Origin of the sequence: Paenibacillus kobensis NBRC 15729 (assembly GCF_004000825.1) — a bacterium.
Classification (GTDB): Bacteria; Bacillota; Bacilli; order Paenibacillales; family Paenibacillaceae; genus Paenibacillus_T; species Paenibacillus_T kobensis.
Map to the genome: position 1 here is coordinate 13567 of NZ_BILZ01000030.1, position 19118 is coordinate 32684.

General features: G+C 49.4%; 19 protein-coding genes. 1 reads left to right on the forward strand and 18 read right to left on the reverse strand.

The window, feature by feature from the left end:
• Positions 1-5 precede the first annotated feature (5 nt).
• The 6 genes from cntC to PKO01S_RS17225 form a co-directional block, all read right to left on the reverse strand.
• Entirely contained in the window at positions 6-899 is an 894-nt protein-coding gene (cntC, locus tag PKO01S_RS17200) for a staphylopine uptake ABC transporter permease subunit CntC (RefSeq protein ID WP_127532670.1), read from the reverse strand.
• Positions 896-1831 carry a nickel/cobalt ABC transporter permease gene (opp1B, locus tag PKO01S_RS17205; RefSeq protein ID WP_127532671.1) on the reverse strand — a complete coding sequence of 312 codons (936 nt, stop codon included), beginning with the start codon at positions 1829-1831 and terminating at the stop codon, positions 896-898. Before opp1B ends, cntC begins: the two co-directional genes overlap by 4 nt.
• A 57-nt stretch (positions 1832-1888) precedes the next feature.
• Positions 1889-3529 carry a staphylopine-dependent metal ABC transporter substrate-binding lipoprotein gene (gene cntA / locus PKO01S_RS17210; RefSeq protein ID WP_127532672.1) on the reverse strand — a complete coding sequence of 547 codons (1641 nt, stop codon included), beginning with the start codon at positions 3527-3529 and terminating at the stop codon, positions 1889-1891.
• Positions 3502-4842 (reverse strand): opine metallophore biosynthesis dehydrogenase, encoded by a 1341-nt coding sequence (locus PKO01S_RS17215; RefSeq protein WP_127532673.1) that lies wholly within the window; start codon positions 4840-4842, stop codon positions 3502-3504. The genes cntA and PKO01S_RS17215 overlap by 28 nt, the downstream gene beginning before the upstream one ends.
• Entirely contained in the window at positions 4835-5506 is a 672-nt protein-coding gene (locus PKO01S_RS17220; protein ID WP_307719837.1) for an SAM-dependent methyltransferase, read from the reverse strand. Before PKO01S_RS17220 ends, PKO01S_RS17215 begins: the two co-directional genes overlap by 8 nt.
• A 118-nt stretch (positions 5507-5624) precedes the next feature.
• Positions 5625-6509 carry a diaminopimelate epimerase gene (locus PKO01S_RS17225; protein ID WP_127532675.1) on the reverse strand — a complete coding sequence of 295 codons (885 nt, stop codon included), beginning with the start codon at positions 6507-6509 and terminating at the stop codon, positions 5625-5627.
• A gap of 236 nt (positions 6510-6745) precedes the next feature.
• Here PKO01S_RS17225 and PKO01S_RS17230 point away from each other — a divergent pair, with 236 nt between their 5' ends.
• Entirely contained in the window at positions 6746-7396 is a 651-nt protein-coding gene (locus PKO01S_RS17230; RefSeq protein WP_127532676.1) for an imm11 family protein, read from the forward strand.
• Between the two features lie 578 nt (positions 7397-7974).
• Here the strand turns inward: PKO01S_RS17230 and PKO01S_RS17235 are convergent.
• The 12 genes from PKO01S_RS17235 to ctaD form a co-directional block, all read right to left on the reverse strand.
• Positions 7975-9294, reverse strand: a complete 1320-nt coding sequence (locus tag PKO01S_RS17235; protein ID WP_127532677.1) for an ABC transporter permease — start codon at positions 9292-9294, stop codon at positions 7975-7977.
• Positions 9287-10189, reverse strand: coding sequence for an ABC transporter ATP-binding protein (locus PKO01S_RS17240; RefSeq protein ID WP_127532678.1), 903 nt, complete (start codon positions 10187-10189; stop codon positions 9287-9289). Before PKO01S_RS17240 ends, PKO01S_RS17235 begins: the two co-directional genes overlap by 8 nt.
• Complete coding sequence (locus PKO01S_RS17245; RefSeq protein WP_127532716.1) at positions 10186-11100, reverse strand: ABC transporter ATP-binding protein; 915 nt, start codon at positions 11098-11100, stop codon at positions 10186-10188. The genes PKO01S_RS17240 and PKO01S_RS17245 overlap by 4 nt, the downstream gene beginning before the upstream one ends.
• A complete protein-coding gene (locus tag PKO01S_RS17250; RefSeq protein ID WP_127532679.1) occupies positions 11100-11495 on the reverse strand; it encodes a GntR family transcriptional regulator in 396 nt (131 codons plus the stop codon). Before PKO01S_RS17250 ends, PKO01S_RS17245 begins: the two co-directional genes overlap by 1 nt.
• A 44-nt stretch (positions 11496-11539) precedes the next feature.
• The gene (locus tag PKO01S_RS17255) at positions 11540-12259 is read right to left on the reverse strand and encodes a hypothetical protein (RefSeq protein ID WP_127532680.1); all 720 of its coding nucleotides are present in this window, start codon (positions 12257-12259) and stop codon (positions 11540-11542) included.
• A 52-nt stretch (positions 12260-12311) separates the two neighbouring features.
• Positions 12312-13523, reverse strand: coding sequence for an ABC transporter permease (locus PKO01S_RS17260; RefSeq protein WP_127532681.1), 1212 nt, complete (start codon positions 13521-13523; stop codon positions 12312-12314).
• Positions 13524-13530: 7 nt separating this feature from the next.
• Positions 13531-14415 (reverse strand): ABC transporter ATP-binding protein, encoded by an 885-nt coding sequence (locus PKO01S_RS17265; protein WP_127532682.1) that lies wholly within the window; start codon positions 14413-14415, stop codon positions 13531-13533.
• Positions 14416-14650: 235 nt separating this feature from the next.
• A complete protein-coding gene (locus tag PKO01S_RS17270; protein WP_127532683.1) occupies positions 14651-15112 on the reverse strand; it encodes a DUF420 domain-containing protein in 462 nt (153 codons plus the stop codon).
• A 78-nt stretch (positions 15113-15190) separates the two neighbouring features.
• Positions 15191-16099: a cytochrome c oxidase assembly factor CtaG gene (gene ctaG / locus PKO01S_RS17275; protein WP_307719838.1), complete on the reverse strand. Its 909-nt coding sequence runs from the start codon at positions 16097-16099 to the stop codon at positions 15191-15193.
• Between the two features lie 219 nt (positions 16100-16318).
• Positions 16319-16636, reverse strand: a complete 318-nt coding sequence (locus PKO01S_RS17280) for a cytochrome C oxidase subunit IV family protein (protein WP_127532684.1) — start codon at positions 16634-16636, stop codon at positions 16319-16321.
• Between the two features lie 4 nt (positions 16637-16640).
• Complete coding sequence (locus PKO01S_RS17285) at positions 16641-17261, reverse strand: cytochrome (ubi)quinol oxidase subunit III (RefSeq protein WP_127532685.1); 621 nt, start codon at positions 17259-17261, stop codon at positions 16641-16643.
• Position 17262: 1 nt separating this feature from the next.
• Entirely contained in the window at positions 17263-19071 is a 1809-nt protein-coding gene (gene ctaD / locus PKO01S_RS17290; RefSeq protein WP_127532718.1) for a cytochrome c oxidase subunit I, read from the reverse strand.
• Positions 19072-19118 lie beyond the last annotated feature (47 nt).

Consider the following 19118-nt stretch of genomic DNA (forward strand, 5'->3'; position numbering starts at 1 on the left):
TCATATCAAGCCACCTCACTTCCCTGCAAATTAGCCGTTTGGAATCGTCCTTTTCTTTGCTTCTTCCTTCCGGAAGACCCTAATTTAGGATCCAAGGCAACTTGAAGCGCATCGGTAAAAAAATGGACGGCCGATACGAATAGGATAGTGGTTATCCCTGGTGCCAGCAGTAATTCCGGTCTCGAGAACATGACTTCCCTTGCCTCATTCAACATCATCCCCCACTCCGCGTGTGGAGCCTGAACGCCTAAACCAAGAAAAGAGTAGCCCGACAATTGCAGGACCATGGAGCTGAATGCGCTGCTGGACGTAACAGCAATGACCGGAACCGTGACAGGTACGATATGTTTCCATATAATCCGTAAGCTTCCGATTCCCAGCGTTTTGGAGAACTTCACGTATTCCGCATCGGCATATTGCATAACAGAAGTACGGATGATGCGGGCGAACCATGACCACTTCATGAGTACGAAGGCGAGAAGAATATGTTGGAGTCCCACGCCCAGAATCCCAATAATCCCCAGAGTCATGACATAGCCGGGGAATGAAAGCATAATATCGCAAATCCTCATGAGTAAGGCATCAAGTTTCCCTTTGAAATATCCCGCTATAAACCCGATCGCTGTTCCTATCCCTACTGAAATGGCTAGCACGGCCAGCACCCCTAATACACTGGGACGGATTCCGTATATTAATCGGGACAGAACGCACCGGCCCAAATGATCGTTGCCCAGCAGATATTCCCAAGAGGCAGAAGCAAATCTCAGCTCCATATGAACCTCTTCCGGATCGTTAGGCGCAATCCATGGCGCGAATATCCCTGCCAGCAATGTGCTAGTAATGATGAAGAGAGACAATAAAGCAAGCCTATCTTGAAGAAGAGAGCCTATCCGTTTCATAGATCATTTTCCCTTAATTTAGGATTTATCAGCGCATTGATGATATCGGAGAACGTATTGACCACAACAAATGCAGCCGCCAGTACCAGCACGTACGCTTGAATAATTGGAAAGTCTCGGCTTAGAATCGATTTGACGCTCAGCATGCCGAGTCCGGGCCAAGCGAATAAATTCTCGATAACGACCGTGCTCCCCAGAATGATTGGAATAGCCATGCAGAAAACAGAGACGGCTACCTGCAAGGAATTTCTCAGCAGGCGGATCGTAATTCGGCTTTCAGGCAGCCCGCATGCTCTTCCGAATAGCACATAATCTTCATTCAGGTTCATAAGCATTGCGCTTCTGACAATACGAAAATAGTGCCCGGCATAGCTAATCGTGATGACGCTAACAGGTAAAATATAACTTTGGACCGTTTCCTTGCCGGTTGTCGGAAGCCAATCGAGTTTTACGGAGAAGTACCAGACCAGCAAGGCTGCCAGCAAGTAGGAAGGCATGGAAGTCAAGACAAACGCTGCTCCTCTGATCGATTTGTCCAGCCATCTCCCCTCCGTTAACGCGCAAACAATGCCTAATCCAATCGAAGCAGCGATAACGGCCACTACCGAAAGGATCGTGAGCTCAAGCGTATTCAAGAAGGCCGGCCCAAGCATGGACCATACCGGTTTGCCGGTGACATAGGAGTTGCCGAAGTCTAGCTGAAGACACGAGAATAACCAATCTAAATAGCGGATAAGGAACGGTTGATCCATACCAAGTGCCGTTCTTGTTGCCGTTATCAGCTCATCCGTTATCCGGGGAACGCCTTGCGCATGCAGCACGAGTTCGGCAGGGTCCATCGGGGATAGCGCGTTTAGAACGAACGTTAGAAAAGAGATGACGAGCAGCAGCGGTATCGCGAGCAAGGATCTTCGGAAGATATACCCACTCATGACATTCTCCTTCGGTAGAAATAGAAAGGGTGGCCCCTCTCTATTCGTTTGTTTTATTTATTCAAAATACATTTGCTCGAACGGCAGCTCGAACTGCGTTTGCTTAAACGAGATCTCCTTCAAGGCTGTCGGGGCGACGATGGTTACGCGGCCATTGGTAATCGGAATAAAGACGGCCTCGTCATGTACGATCGTCAAAATGTCCTTATAGAGCGACTTGCGAGTCGCTTCATCGGTGGATGCCATGACTTCATCGATTTTTTTGTAAAGCTCATCGGATTTGGCAATTCCGCTCGTCGTATGGTAGTAGGCTGCTTCTGAAGTGAAGGAAGCTATCGTGCTCTGGGGATCGTAGGCTAGCCCCCACGTTTGATTAAACAGCAAATCGTAATCGCCGGTTGATCTTCGATTCGCGATGGAGGTGGATTCCTCTCCGATTAACTCCAATTGGACGCCAATCTTCTTTAACGTGTTCTGAAGCAGCTCCGCCTCCGATTTCTGGGAAGAAGAATTGACATCGTAATAGAGCCCCATGATTAATGCGTGGCCATTTTTCTTTCTGATCTCGTCTCCTGGCTGCAAGGTCCAGTCAGCTTCGTCCAGCAGCTTCTTGGCCGTCTCCAAGTCATATGCTCTCTTTTTCAAATCGATATTGGCGTAATTGACGTTGGATGAGAACAAGGCTTCGGCAGGGGATTCCGTACCGTTGAAGAGCTCCTTGCTGATCGCCTCTCTGTCAATGGAATGCCAGATTGCTTCGCGAACAGCTTTTTCGGCTGCGGGACTATCCTTTCTGCTGCTATTGGCAACGATCATTTTCGTATTCATGGGAGCGCTTCGGACAATCTGGAATTTACCGCTTTCGGCCAGTGTCTTCATCGCTTCGACATCAATGCTGTCGGTTCCCCGGTCATCGGTAAATACGAAATTGACCTCCCCCTTCTTCAAAGCGAGGAAGGTAGTCTCCCCCGCCGGCAGCACTTTTGCCTTTATCTTTGGTATGCGCGGCACGCCATTCCAATAATGCTCATTCGCTTCAAAAGTGGCATATTGGTCAGTCTTGTGCTCCGTTAATCGATAAGGACCTGTTCCGTTATAACCGTTAACGCCATCCTTTGTCTGGCCGTTAATAAAATCATTTGGCGAAAGGAAAACGTATGGCCTCGTCATGGATAGCTCAAGCAAGGTCGGATAATAAGGCTCCGATAATACCAGCTGCACGGTATACTCATCGATAACCTTCGTTTCCACGAGCTTGGAAGACAGCTTGATCCAAGCATGCATGGCTGCGTTATTCTGCACGGCATCGATGTTTTTCTTTACGGCTTCCGCGTTAAACGGCGCCCCGTCATGGAAGGTTACGTTCTTTCGCAGATGGAACGTGTAGGTTGTGCCATCCTCCGAGATCTCCCACGATTCCGCCAGCAAAGGTTTGATCCCGTTTGCCGTATTCTCAACCAAGGATTCATATACGATGCCTTGAGCCGGCATTGATCCTGGATAAAGATGAGGGTTCATATCATTGATGTCTTTGGCCGTAGCATATATCAGTTCCTGAGCCAGAGAGGCAGTTTTCTTCTCATTCGCATTGCTCGTGCTGCTGTTTCCGTTTCCGCTGTTGGAGCTGCACCCGGCTAACGTTGCTATCGCTGCTAGCACAAGCACTAGGGTTAATCGAAGGTTTCTTTTCTTAAACATGTTGTGTCCTCCAGGTCTACTTGTTCACGAATTTGTTCGCCGATTCGGCGCCAGTCTTCTTTAAAGCTACGGATCTTAAACGCATCGGACAGCCGCTCGCCTTTCGAGCTCGGCAAATGATCTAACAGTTTACCTTCATAGGTTGAAATGAATTTGTCGAGCGTCGGCGTGTCGGCTCCCATCATTCTTGCCATGCCCTGAATCATCTTCACCCGATAATAATCCTCTTGGGGCATGCGAGGGATATCCCATTCCCCTTCCTTATTCACATAGATTTGCCGAATAGGAACGGCGGAGAAATCGAAATATTTCCCCTCTTCGTCCGGTCGAGAGAACGGATCTATTAATAAGGAAGCGTACCGGACATACAACAAATATTCTTGGTGAATGGAAGAAAGGCTGGTGAAATGATCGATGTCATGACGGGATAAGCTCTCGGGACGAACCGGATAATTATCATCCGTCATAAATTTGAGCAGATTAACCGCGCTTAGGCCCATTTTATCCAGCATGGATGAAATCTCTTTCCAATAGGAACGCATATCCCGTATGAGCTGCATGGTGATTGGGCCTTCGGGATAAAGCTTGTATACGTATTTCTTCGCCTCTTCTTCCTTAAAAACAACGCTTAACGAGAAATCATTCATGAACAGAGGCGGATGCACATATAAGGAAATGTTTCTCGATTCCGCCTCGATAGGAGATTCCATGACATGCAGAGCAATCCCTAATTGGGCATATAATTCGCGAAATCTTCCAAGAGTAGCTGACAGGGACCGTGAAGAGCCCGCATAAACCTTTTTCTTAACTCCGGTTGTCTTCACTTGATTGGACGGCATTTCATCCATCCAGCGCGTATCGCCCAGGTACGTGGAGTTGCTGATCACTTCGATATCTGGCTGCAAGTCTCTCAAATAATGTCTCACCAAACTATTCGATCCGAGGGTAGGGGAGATTAATACCACGCACTTTGCCTGCCTTAGAACCTGGTCGTCGATTTGTTGGAGAGCCTCTATGTAAGCATCTGTAGTAACCGCCAATACAACGATATCCCACACGCCCGTTACAGCCGCATATCCATGAAAAACTTGATCGAGCTGACAACTCCCTTCCAGCCGGTCATGCTTAGCATTTTGAACAACAGCATGAACCCATCGATCGTTGTCGTTTAAGGCGGAGAAAAAAGAAGCGGAACGAACCGATTCCCTGCCTGCGATTCCGACCTCGCTCTTTAAATAAGCCTTAAGCAATACGGCAATTTGAACGCTGACGGGCCCTGTCCCCAGAATCAAAAAACGGTTGAAGTTACTCATACAGCCCTCCTAATGGTGTGCTCGACGCTGCCTTCTTGTATAATGCAACATCAAATACATGCTTAGGATGAATGATGGTATCGGTAAGCTCCCATTTCCGGGGATCCGTTTCTTGCTTCGGATAATTGAACAACGATTTTAATTGATTGCCGTATCTCATCGCTACGACCACCTGCTCGTCAGTCAAGGCATACAGCTGGTCAAGCAAATCATATTTAAGGGCCACCGTTGAACTGAAGATGATGTGGGTCAACTCCTTTATTTCTCCAAGCTGCTCCAACAATTTGTTCTCCAGCCGGATCTTCAATCCGTCTCCCAGCCTATCGATCACCTTTCTGCCCAATTCGATTGCCTCCGCATCAATATCGATGCCGATTACTTCGGCTCCGGTTTGTTGCGCTATATAGAGCGGAGTCATCGGAAATGAGCCTGAACCCACTAATAAAATCTTGGAATTCGAATGAATGTTGAACCCTCCGAACTCCTCTATGATGCCGGACTCGATATTTCGGAAATAATCAGTTCCGTCTGCCTCGCCTTTCAATAGTCTAAGCGCTCGATATTTCTCCAGCATGGCCACGCACCGAGCGGAGGTTTCTCTTAACTCATTCGCAAGAGTTGTAAATTCGGCGTTGAATTGCTGCTCGAGTAGTTCCCATTCCATCCGGTTGTTCTCATCGATTATGAAGGCGGCATACTCGTTAACTGTCTTTTCAAGTTCCGTGCTATTGGGAAGAGTCCCCTCTTCTGACGTCACTAACGCCGAGAACCTCTTATGAAAGTCAACCAAGCATTGCTGAAGTCTCGTGGCTGTCTGCACTTTGCCCACTCCCTTCCAATTCGATAAATGCTTTGCCTTGTGCCACAATGCCGACAACGCCCTCGATAACAAGGCTGGTTATCTCTTGTTTGCTGCTAACGGCCGTAACGAGAATCGTACCTCCGGGCTGCGCGATTGGAGAAGTAATGGTCCTCTTGTTCTTCCAGCATAAATAGGCACCTATCGAGGCCGTTCCGGATCCGCATCCTTTCTCCCAGATCATGCTGTCTAACTCGGGAAGATAAATAAGCGGGGCCATCGTATTGGAAGACGGTTCGAACATTAATATCCCGATTAAATTGGTCCCTGATAGTATACCGAGCAGTCTTGCCAGTCCTTCAGCTCTCATTCTCCACACCGGACTGAAGGTGTCTACTTCCATCACAATATGGAAAAAGCTATCGTAACTTACGATTCCAATGCTCAAATCCATCCCCTCATATGGAATAGACTTTTGATCTACCTTGATGGGGAGAGGCATTGTCACCTGACAGGAGTACTTTTCATTTACTTTTTTCACACGGCATTCTATCAACCGCTCCTCTCCCGAGCATTCCAGCGAGAGCTCCATCTCAACATTTGGTTGAAGTCGGTTCTCGACGGCCAAATACGCGGCCATGGCCATGCACGCATTTCCGCAAAATTCACCTCCCGCCATATAAAGGCTTGCGTCAGCACCTTGTTTGCTCGGCCTCCTGATAAAACCAACTTGTTCGGCGTACACGCTGTCATAAGACATTAATCTTGAAGCAATCGGTATGTATTCTTCCGCTGGATGATTGGTCTTTACAAGAATAGTCATATTTTGTGTGGGGTTTACTTTCACAAAATCGATTTCCTGCTTCATCTCACCATTCCCTCTCGTTTAATCGTAATCATTACGATATTGATGCATACCACTACTAAATGGTTGCTCTTAATAATCGTTTCGTTAATCGTAATCATTACGATATGAGGATAACAGGTAGCCGCTTCCCCTGTCAATCCATTCCTGAAAATAATTCTCATTAAGAGTGCCTTCCCTCGAACCATTCCCTCTATTGGTTATAGAAGATTTGGAGACTTTGGGCCGCAGAACAAACAATGATGTTCTCCCGTGCTTCTAATGAAGACGATACAGCATTCAGTGACTTATTTCTTAATCATTTTAATGGCGAACCTATGGCTTCATGGTACAAACCAATAAAGCTAACGGTTCAAAAAAAGAGGAAAAAACATGACTTTCCCGACATGCTACCCGGCGTACTTATTCTCCCTAAAAAAACGCGCGCTATCATGGAACCTCTTATTGGTCCTTACGTTGAATTTCTCGATGTTGATCATAGCGAGATTCAAGGCATTGAAATTAATCTTGCCAATGTAACCAATGTTATCGACGCATTAGATTATGACCATAGCGAGCTTACATACTTTACAAGTGGTCGAATATCCGGTATAAAAAAAGTTAGTTTTCACCTTGTCAAAGTAATTAACAATCCCATTTTTAATATTCCAGAGAACAAGGCCCACATATATGTCAACGATGAATTCCGGGACCTCGTAATTAAGTCAAAAGGTCTAGAATTCGAAAAAGTATGGGATTCCGAGAATGACGAGGAGAAGGAGAGGGTTCGTAAACAACAATATGAAGCTCAGCTCGCGGCCATCGAGCAATCTAAAGGAACCGAAGTCTCCTTCGACGAAGCACTTTCCCTTGTCAATGCAGGGAAAGTAAATTGCAATGGCATGAAGTAGATACCTTCGAAATCGTCGATAAAAAATACAAAACACCTTCAAGACCTCCTATCGAGCGGGGAGAACTTGAAGGTGTTTTCGTGTTTAAAGCAGTCTGCCTCGATTACTAGTAAATAATCAAGCGCTTCGTCCATTTATTTTGAATATGCCGAACACGTTAACAGCTACTCACTAGTATGCTTCACTTAATCTGTCCCACGATAGATACAGTGAGATAAGTGCTACTGCAAAGAAGAGAGCTGCGATTCGAGTGCTTCTCCTAAATTTAATGCCGAATGTGAAGAAGAATATAGCTGCGGCAAGTTTGGCAACGCTCTGATAATACCCATTAAACGATGAACCGCTAAAGATAATAGCAATGAGCAGCATGGAAATCACAAGAATCTTGAACCACATAGGCTCCCTCAAAAATAGTTTATACATAAGCTTTATTCCCTGCATCACCAAGTCCTCCGTTCTTCTTATTCCTGCTTATCTTCAAAAAGAAAGGCCCTTGATTCATCTACCCTAACCGAGGAATCAAGAGCCGCGTAATTTCTTCTATACTACTACTCTACAACACCCCACAAGCTTGCAACCTACAACTTATAAGCCTTCATCGCCTTGCGAAGCTCCTTCAGCGATGGACGCTTACCGTACATAAGCACGCCGGTGCGGTAGATCTTCGCCGACAGCCAGCCTGAAGCGAGCGTCGTCACCAGCAGCGCAGCAAGAGAAATGGCGATCTGCCAGAACGGCGGCTCGACCATGCCGATCCGGAGGAACATAATATACGGCGTGAAGAACGGAATGAACGACGCCACGGTCACGAACGTACTCCCCGGTGCGTTCAAGCCGAAGATGCCGATATAGAAGCCGCCGATCGAGAGGAACGTCAGCGGCATGACCGCTTGGCCGAGCTCCTCCGTCCGGCTGACGAGCGAGCCGACGCCCGCATACAGCGTCGCAAATAAGAAGTAGCCGATCAGATAGAACAACAGCGCATAAATGTACAGCGACACCGGAATATCCGCCATGTTGATGCCGATGTCCTTCAATGCGCTGTCGTTATTCGGCATCGACAGATTGATGGCGAATACGATGACATACAAGGCAATCTGCATCAAACCGACGATGAACATGCCGAAGATTTTGCCGAACATCTGCGTCAGAGGGGAAACGCTAGTGACGAGCACTTCCATGACGCGCGAGCTTTTCTCCGCCGTTATTTCCGTGGCAATAAGCATACCGGTCGACATAATCGTCATGAGCAGCAGGAACATTATTGCGTAGACCATCGAATACTGTGCGCCTGTCTTCTCCTTCACTTCCTCTTGTGTCGCGGTCCCGTTGCTTACGTTAATTTGGACGCTGCTTACTTCGGCCTGCGAGAACAACGCTTGCTTCTGCACATCCGAGAGCCCCAGATTTTGCAGCTCATGATCGAGCTTAACTGATTGTAATGCGGCCTGCAGCTCCGCTACCGCTTCATCGCTATATTTCTTCTTCGCACGGATCTCCATCTTCGGGAACAACCCCGGCGAACCTGCGTCCGCGAATACGATGTACGCATCAATGTCGCCGTTCTCCAGCGCCTGATTCAACGCCTTCGCCGTCGCATCCGCCGAATCCGCGTCCGCAATCGGGACGAATTCGTAATCCGGTTTCTCCTGCTTCTTGAAATACGCTCCCAGGCCGCTACCGATGTAACTCGGCGATACGTCCGACCGGGACAGATCGGCTGGCGCTCCCGCATAACCGATCCGATCCGGCGCATCCGAGCTGAATTGACTGATGATATAAGGCAAATTGATAAGAACGCTGAATATTATGGCCATAATGATTGTCGTAATAACGTACGATTTCGCCTTGACCTTGTTTCGGAATGTGAATCCAACGACAGTCCAAAATTTATTCATGACGATCACCTACCGATTTAATGAATATTTCGTTCAGAGTCGGCTGCATCAGCTCGAACCGTTCAATGTCCGCCTGCCCTATCGCATGGTTCAAAATCAGCTTCGCTGTCTGCTCCGAAGCGATGCCGATTTCGGTCACATTCTCGTGCTTCGCTACATAGCGCACGCCCTCCAGCTGCTCTAATCCGGTTATTTCCCGGCTTGCCGCAAGCATAACCCGTTCGCGCGGGTACCGGCTCTTAATCGTCTTAATATCACCCTGCACCACGGGATTCGACCGGTGCATAATAGTAATGTTGCGGCAGAGTTCCTCGACATGCTCCATCCGGTGCGTCGAGAACAGAATCGTCTTGCCGGCATCGCGCAGCCCTTTCACTGCCGCCTTCAGCAGCTCTACGTTTACCGGGTCCAAGCCGCTGAACGCTTCATCGAGAATGAGAATTTGCGGATCATGAATAACCGCCGCAATGAACTGAATCTTCTGCTGATTGCCCTTCGACAGCTCCTCAACCCGCTTATCGTAGTATTCCGGCACTTCGAATTGCTCCAGCCATCTTCTCAAGCTTTGCTCCGCAGCGTTTTTTGCCATACCCTTCAACTGCGCCAGGTAAATCAGCTGCTCGTTTACTTTAACCTTCGGGTATAATCCACGCTCTTCCGGCAAGTATCCGATATTATGAAGCTGCTCCTTGTTGTACGGCTGGCCGTTATAACGAATGCTGCCTTCATCGGGATAGATCAAGCCCAGCACCATCCGCATCGTCGTCGTTTTGCCGGCGCCGTTCGCACCAAGAAGTCCGTATATCTCCCCTTGCTCCACGCCGAAGGATAGCCCGTTTACCGCCTTCTTGTCACCATAAGTTTTATGAATCTGATCAATGGATAGGGAAATCATACATAAGCTCCTCTCCGCATTAATGCATCTAATATCTCATCCAGGGTCAATGACTGCCTCGTATTGATCCGATAGTTCATATCGATCAGTGCATTTTCCGTCAGTTCCGCATTCTCCGTTACGATCCGCAGCATGCCTCCGCCAGCAGGTTCCGCCTCGACGACGCCCGGCCATGCCGACGGCAAGACCGACGAAATCGAAGGAGACGCCGGATTCATAGGAGCGACGAACAACACTTGCCAGCGCTGGAACAGCTCATCCTTCTCGTACTTGCCCAGTACTTGCCCCCGCACCATGAAGACGATGAAATCGGCGAGCCGTCTTACTTCTTCCACGATGTGCGAAGTCATAAGAATCGTACGGTCGCCCGGCTCCATGTACCGGTGCAGCAGTTCAATCATCGACTTCCATGCGATCGGATCAAGCCCCGACGATGGTTCGTCGAGCAGCAGCAGCTTCGGCTTATGCGCCATGACGAGCGCCAATTCGAATTTGCGCCGCATCCCTTTGGACATTTTGCCAATCTTAAGCGAATCGTCTACCTCGAAGCGTTTCAGCAAATCCTGATAGAGATTAACGTCCCAGCCGTCATACCACTGACGCACGAACGCAGCCTTCTCCGAACCGCGCAAGTAGGAATCCTCCTTGCTCGATTCCTCCGGCAAATAACCGATTTGCCTCTTCCACTCCCGGTCGTCGCCTTCGCCGACCTTATAGCCAAGAACCGTCATGCTACCAGCATCCGGCTTGGTCAGATCGAGCAGAATGCGGAACGTGGAACTCTTGCCCGAGCCGTTCGGACCGACGATAGCCGTCACGAAACCTTCTGCAATATCAAGATTAATCGGGCCCAGCCGAAAATGCTGATGGTGCTGTTCAACGCCTCTTATTGCTATTGCATTCGATTCCATCATCCGTTCTCCTTCCAGCGTTTATCCAATATCTGAACAATGATTTGCATCATCTCCTCGCGCGTCAACTGCACACGCATGCCAGCGTCGACTGCTGCCTCGACCGCTTCGATAACCGAGGCGGTCCGCTGCCGGTCCCGGTCCTCTTCCTGCACGTTCGCAACGAACGTTCCCGTTCCTTGCCGGGTCCGCAGCAGCCCTTCCGACTCCAGATCCTGATACACCCGCCGAACGGTAATGACGCTGCACTTCAGCATCTGCGCCAGCTCGCGAATCGAAGGCAGCAGCGTCCCTTCCGCTAATTGACCGCTCACGATCAGCGCGCGCAGCTGCACTTCTATCTGATGATATAACGGTTCCGGACTATTCTCGTTGATGTTAATCGGCAGCCACACACTTACACCTTCTTTGTCGTCTTCTATAGATCGGTCTCATTCGCTTAACGGATGTAGCTTCTAACCTTCAGCCGCATACTGGTCATATAATAGACGAGCAGCAGCATCAAGGCCCCGAACACAAGCGAGCCTGCCGTATACCACCAATTCCCGTTCTGCAGCTCGCGAATCATGCCTAGCATAATGGAATGCTTTCCTTTATACAACACGATTCCTGCGCCGGCATACAAGAAGACGTAGAGGAAAGAGCCGATCGTATAAGTTTTGCCGGAGAAGCCTTGCTCTAGAAACGCATAAGACCCGGCAATACCGGCGGCATAACCGAACCAGAACAACACGAACCCGACATACGAAGCGATGTCCAGCTCTCCGCGTAGCGTATCCGATATCGTATAAAGCGAGATAAAGTAGGCGAAATTCCCGATAGCCAGCAGCCCTATCAATTGGATAAGACGCCCCGCGGCGATCTGCCGAACGGAGATGGGCAGAATGCGCCAGCTTACAATTTTGTTCGTGAACGCATCTTCCCGCCATGCTTTCATGATCATCCGATTCGCGGGAAATCCGAGGATCGGCAATAATGCGAGATGAAGCGTATCTACCGTCCAGCTCATCGCCAGATTGTCCGGATCATGGAGCTCGTCGAAAAAGGAATAGACGAACACCAGCATGTAGAGGATAAAAGGAACCACGATGAGCATGCCGACTCGGTCCCTCCGCCATTCAAATTTTGCAAGACTCCATGCGCCTCGCCAACCGTTCATAAGACCGACTCCTCGTCTTGAGCGAATATATTCTTGTTCCATTAGAATCGGTCTAAGCCTCTCTTGTCAACTTGATTACGTCCGAGAACTTCGTTTTCTCCGAATAGCGCATGACGCCGCTCGTATACAGACGATTCGTTACGAGGCTGAGAAGACCGATCGCCGCAGCGATCTCTGCAGTGGTAATGATAAGTTCCATCGTGCTAGCTTCACCCATGACGAGCCGCGAGAACGTCACCATCGGGGAGAAGAACGGGATGTACGACGCAATAACGACGGTAGTCGAATTCGGATCAACCATGCATTGCATCGCCAATATGAATGCTGCGATGAGCAGGACGGACAGCGGAGCCGTAACGGAGTTCATATCTTCGATCCTGCTTATGATCGATGACATCGCCGCATACAGGATCGCATAGAGCGAATAACCGAGAATGAAGTACACAACCAGGAAGGCGAACAGCTTCACCGTCACAATCGATACGTCAATCGGCATCCCCATGATCGACAGGTCTTCACCGACCCACCCCATTGCCCGGGCAGTCAAATATCCGGCTGCTACGATTGCGATTTGCGTTAACCCGGCAATCATCGAGGCGATAACCTTCGCATACATCATCGTCGTCGGCTTCACCTTCGTAATCATAATTTCCATGACGCGGGATACCTTCTCGCCCGCAATGCTGAGCGCAACCATCTGGCCATACAGCGTAATAAACAGATACATGAGGAAAGCGAAGAAGTAGACGAGCCCTAACGCATTGGTCCGGTTCAAGCTTTCCTCGTGAACGTCGATCTGTGCAAGCAGCGCTTCCGCCGCATCAGGCGCAATGCTTTTCTCCTTGGTGACATGGACGATATATTGAGATTTCAGTTCATTCTGAATGACTGCGATGGCGTCCAGATCCGGAAACTGGCTGTACGAATAAGCAAGAGTCGGCAAGCCTTCGCTCGTTTGGCCGATGACGACAACACCATCCGCATCGCCGTTCTTTACTTCTTCTTTGCTTGCGTCCAATTCGGTGCGTTCGATCGGCACCAGATCCATCGTCTCCGATTGTTTATTGATCCGGTCTATATCAAGCGTATATTCACTCGATTCCGTTAATATTTTGATATCAAGCTTCGAATCGTCCTTCATAAAATGCGCCGCCGCGAAGAAGCCGACAACGAGCAAGAACATCACAACCGCCATTATTTTAAACGCTTTGGAGCGGTAGCTTTCCTTGAGATGAAACTGCAATACGGTGAAGAATGGATTCATCGTAAGATCACCCAACCCTTTCGATAAAAATTTGATGCAGCGACGGTTCCTGAACGGAGAAGCCTCTTAAAGCAATGTTTTGCTGTTCCAGATGGCTGATGACGGCAAGCGCACGTTCTGCACTCCTCACCTGAGCCGTATAGACGTTGTTCTTCTGTTCGAAGGCTACCTGCAGGCGATTCAGCCAAGGAGTCAGATCTTGATCGCTCTCGATCCTCACGTTCTTATAGCCATAATTTTCTTTGATCTCGTTCAGCTTGCCGGATAGAACGATTCGGCCTTGCTTCATCATGACGACGTTCTCGCAGAACAGCTCGATCTGCTCCATTCGGTGGCTCGACAGAACAATGGTCTTGTTATCCGCGATTAACTGCTCGATAACGCTGCTCAGCATCTCTGCATTGACCGGGTCTAAACCGCTGAACGGCTCATCGAGAATAATAAAATCCGGATCGTGCAGCAGCGTGCCGATCAATTGCATTTTCTGAGAATTGCCTTTCGACAGTTCACCAGCCATCTTATCCCGATACTCGTTCATCTCAAGACGGTCGAACCAGTAATTGATGCCTGATTCGATCGCTTTCTTGCTCATCCCCTCCAGTTGCCCGAAATAGCGGAGCTGATCCATCACTTTTATTTTCGGGTACAATCCGCGTTCCTCCGGCAAATAGCCAAAGCTGATCTCGCGCCGGTCGATCGGCTTGCCGTCCCACCGAATCTCACCGCTCGTCGGCTGTACAAGCCCGAGCAGCATCTTAAGCGTCGTCGTTTTGCCGGCTCCATTGCGTCCAAGCATCCCTAACACTTGACCCTTCGGCAATTCCAGATTCATGTCGTTCACAGCGGTAATATCTTTATACTCTTTGTGAAGATGTTTAATTTGTAACGTCATATCGGTCCAATCCTCCCGTGACACCGCGGAGTGTCTATATTGATTAAGCTGTGTATATATTGTGTGCTTAGTGTGTATATCTTTATACACAGTATAATCACACCTACGATCACTGTCAATAGCACCCATTCAAGTTTTTTCCACGCCAAGCAAAAAAGGACCTCTCTCGGGAAAGCGCCATTGCTTGCGCTTTCCGAAGAAAGATCCTATTCGTTCGTTGCTGCCTATATGAGTCCTAGCCGAAAATCGCGTCCAGTACCGGCTTCGTATGACCGCCTGGGTACATGACATACAGCAAAATGTACACGGCAACGCCGGTAATCGCTGTAATGAACCAGATGACGGACGTAACACGTCCCCACTTGCGATGCTTGGCATACTTCGCCTTGTAACCGAGCGTCAGCGTCGTGATGCCGAATACAGCTGCGACGGTCGCCAAAGTAATATGGAAGATTAAGAAAACAAAATAGTACGGTTTCAGATTATCCGGTCCGCCCCATTCCGTATTACCGACGAAAATCGTTCTGCTGACATAGACGATGAAGAACGCCGTTGCAGCTATAGCCGCCCACAGCATCACTTTCTTATGCGACTCCAAATTGCGCTTAATCGCAAGCCGCCATCCGATGGCGACGAGAATCGCACTAATCACGATGAAGGACGTACTTATCGTTGGAAAAATATTATACAGATCCATGCTGCTTCCACCTCACTGGGTTATGTAGAGGGCAGCGGCTGTTCGCCCGCCGCATGCCCTTCGATCCATTGGTAATGGTTAAACGCCGCTCGCCGGATTCGGTTCCGCCGTTGGCGCATCATCATCCGCGTGTTCACGCTTGTACCAATGGAAAAAGATATAAGCAAGTATCGCGCCGTACATGACTTCCTGGATCAGCTTCATGACAATGCCGCCCGTCTGCTGGTCCTCAAGCGGACTCAGCAAATTGAAAAACTCCGGACCGCCTAGTTTATCGAGCAGATACGACGGATCCCCGGCGACGCAATAGCCCATCATCTGTATCCAAGTAGTCGGATCGTTATAGGCATTGTACACTGGCGTTTCTGCGAAGATGATGAGCGCACAAGCTGGCGTCAGCAACGCACCATTCGCGAACACGTATGCCATTTTCCGCAGATCGGTTAGACGGTTCCATTCGGGTACAGGCGTAAACACTTGTATCCACATCATGAATGATGTTATGCACAGCATGACATAGAACATCCGGTGAATCGTAAAATGCGTCATGACGTAATCATGCACAAGCGGAATATGGTAGATGGAGAACACCATATTGAAGAACACCAGACAAAAAATCGGATGCATAAGAAATTTAAGTTTGCGCCAGAAGCTCCATTGGAACAGCAACCGCCACATATAGGCTGTCGACCCTGCTAGCACAAGCGGTGGTACGATCAAATACGATATCGACATATTAAACATGTGGAACGAAAACATCATATGTCCAAGCAGGCTAAGCGGCCCTGCTTGCGCCAAGTAGAACATAAGCGCAGCGGTCAGGAACGAGAACTTCTGCCAGCCGTTCGTCGCCTGTTCATTCGGCGCATGCTTGCGCCGATATGGCCCGTCCACATACAAATAGAGAATGACAACCGCTGCCATTCCGAACAGAAACAACGGACTCCATACTTCTCTGAACGTGAAATACTGCAAGCCGAGCATCATAAACCCCTCTCAATTGTTCAGCCATTCTTACAACTTCGATCCCGATATGCCGGGTCAAGCCTAGTATAGCATAAGCATTTCCCAACTCCTACCCAGACAGCCATCCTGTCGCCCGGTACCGACAGGGAGTTCATCAATTTGTCATAGGAACAGCCTCTGGACAATCAAAAAAGGAGGATCCCAAGGACCCTCCTTCTCTTTATAGACCGTGCTTCGGATTTACCACCAAGCCCAGTATTCCGCCATGATAACCATCGTGAACACGACGACTACGCCTGTCAGAATGCCGATTAAAGGGAAAGCATGACCGCGGTCTTTCATATGCATCCAGAAGCCCATCTGAACGAATACTTGAATGCCCGCCATCATAAGAAGAATGAAAATGATGAACGTTGTGTTGATCTCGCCGCCCATTACGGAAGCGAACGCGATCAACGTCAGAAACATCGACAAGATGTAAGCAACGATGTGCTTGCGCGGACCTTCGTGCTTATGGCGTTTCTTCGTCTCTTCCGTTGCGGAATGGTTTGCAGCCATTGACTTAGCCCACCTTTCCCATCAGATAAACGACCGTGAAGATGAATACCCACACGACGTCGATAAAGTGCCAATACATACCGGCTACATATATCTTCGGAGCCGTGACGACGTTTAGCCCTTTTTTCAATACCTGACCGATCAAGAGGCTGATCCAGATAACACCGAACGCAACGTGACCGCCGTGGAAACCGACAAGCGTATAGAACGATGAACTGAAGGCGCTTGTTGTGAAGCCGTGTCCTTCATGAACATACTCGTAGAACTCGTAAATCTCAAGACCCAAGAAGCCGAGACCGAACAGTACCGTAATGGCCAGCCACCAAAGCATAGCTGCCTTCTTGCCGGCATGCATCGCTTGAATCGCGAATACGCTCGTCAAGCTGGACGTAAGCAGGATAAACGTTGCAATAGCAACAGTCGACAGGTTGAACAATTCGTTCGCTGTCGGGTTGCCCTCGCCTACTTTATCGCGAAGGGCGAGAAACGCGGAGAACAGCGTACCGAACAATACGGTTTCCCCGCCAAGGAACAGCCAGAAGCCAAGCACTTTATTGCGGCCTTCCAGCGTCGCCTTCTCAGGCTCGTGCGGCAGATGGCCGTCTGCGTGTGTATGTGCGCTCATGCTATGCTTTTACCCCCTTGTCTTGCAGCTCTTCAGGCTCGATATGGAAACCATGATCGTCTTTGAGCGAGCGGATCAACATGCACAAGAACAGAATGGCAAGACCAGCGCCGCCAATATAGTACTTGTGATACATGAAGCCAAGACCTGCAATAAACAATCCGATTGCCATGAACAGCGGCAGGATCGATGGCGATGGCATATGGATCGGACCGATCGGTTCTGCCGGCGTCATCTCTTTGTTGCCGTCCATTTTTTCTTTCCAGAAAGCATCGTATCCGCGAACGAGCGGCGTTTGTTTAAAGTTGTACTCCGGTGCAGGGGACGGAATCGTCCACTCCAGCGTACGGCCATCTTCCCACGGATCGTTCGAAGCTTTCTGGCCGCTTACTGCCGTTACGATAATATTAATAATGAAGAAGATCGTACCAAGGCCCATCAAGAATGCGCCGATCGTACTGATCAAGTTCATTTCGTTAAAGCCGAGTCCGTCCAGGTACGTATAAATACGACGCGGCATACCCATCAGACCGAGGAAGTGCTGAATCAAGAACGTCATGTGGAAGCCGATGAAGAACGTCCAGAACGTCAGCTTGCCAAGGAATTCGTTCAGCATCTTGCCGAACATCTTCGGCCACCAGTAGTGGAGACCGGAGAAGATACCGAGAATCAAACCGCCGACGATTACGTAGTGGAAGTGCGCGACGACGAAGTACGAGTCATGGTACTGGAAGTCGGCTGGCGCTGCTGCGAGCATTACGCCCGTTACGCCGCCCATTACGAATGTCGGTACGAAGCCTACTGCGAACAGATTCGCCGACGTGAACTTAATCGAGCCGCCCCACATCGTGAACAGCCAGTTGAAGATCTTAATACCTGTCGGAACGGCGATCAGCATCGTAGCGATGGAGAACAACGCGTTCGCAACTGGTCCAAGACCTGCCGTGAACATGTGGTGCGCCCATACCATGAAGCCGAGGAAGCCGATCAATACGGTTGCGAATACCATCGAGCTGTATCCGAACAGACGCTTGCGCGAGAACGTACTGATAACTTCAGAAATAACGCCGAATGCCGGCAGAATCAGAATGTAAACCTCAGGGTGTCCGAATATCCAGAAGATATGCTCCCAGAGTACGGTATTACCGCCATTGGCTACATTAAAGAAGTTAGCTTCGAACAACCGGTCGAACATAAGGGCAACGAGACCGACCGTCAATGCAGGGAATGCGAACAGGATCAGTGCCGACGTAACGAAGATTGCCCACGTAAACATTGGCATCCGCATGAACGTCATGCCTGGTGCGCGCATGTTAATAATCGTAACCAAGAAGTTGATACCGCCGATCAGCGTACCGATACCGGCGATCTGAAGACCAATGACATAATAGTCAACACCATAGTCCGTGTTGTAAGCCGGGCTTGCCAGCGGTACGTAAGACGTCCAACCTGCGTCTGGAGCGCCGCCGGTAAACCAGCTCACGTTCAGCAGAACGCCGCCGAAGAAGAACGTCCAGAAGCCAAGCGAGTTCAGGAACGGAAACGCAACGTCGCGCGCGCCGATTTGAAGCGGAATAACCGCATTCATAAGCGCGAACAGCATTGGCATTGCCGCAAGGAAGATCATCGTCGTACCGTGCATCGTGAGAAGCTCATTATATGTATCCGCGCTAACGAAGTCGTTAAGCGGCTTCCACAGCTGAATACGAATCATGATCGCTTCCAAGCCGCCGACGAGGAAGAACAATCCGCCGGCGAGCAAATAAAGAATACCGATTTTCTTATGGTCAACGGTCGTTAGCCAGTCCATCAGGCCTGTTCTACGTTTGACCGTGTGCGCATGCGCATGTGCCAAGG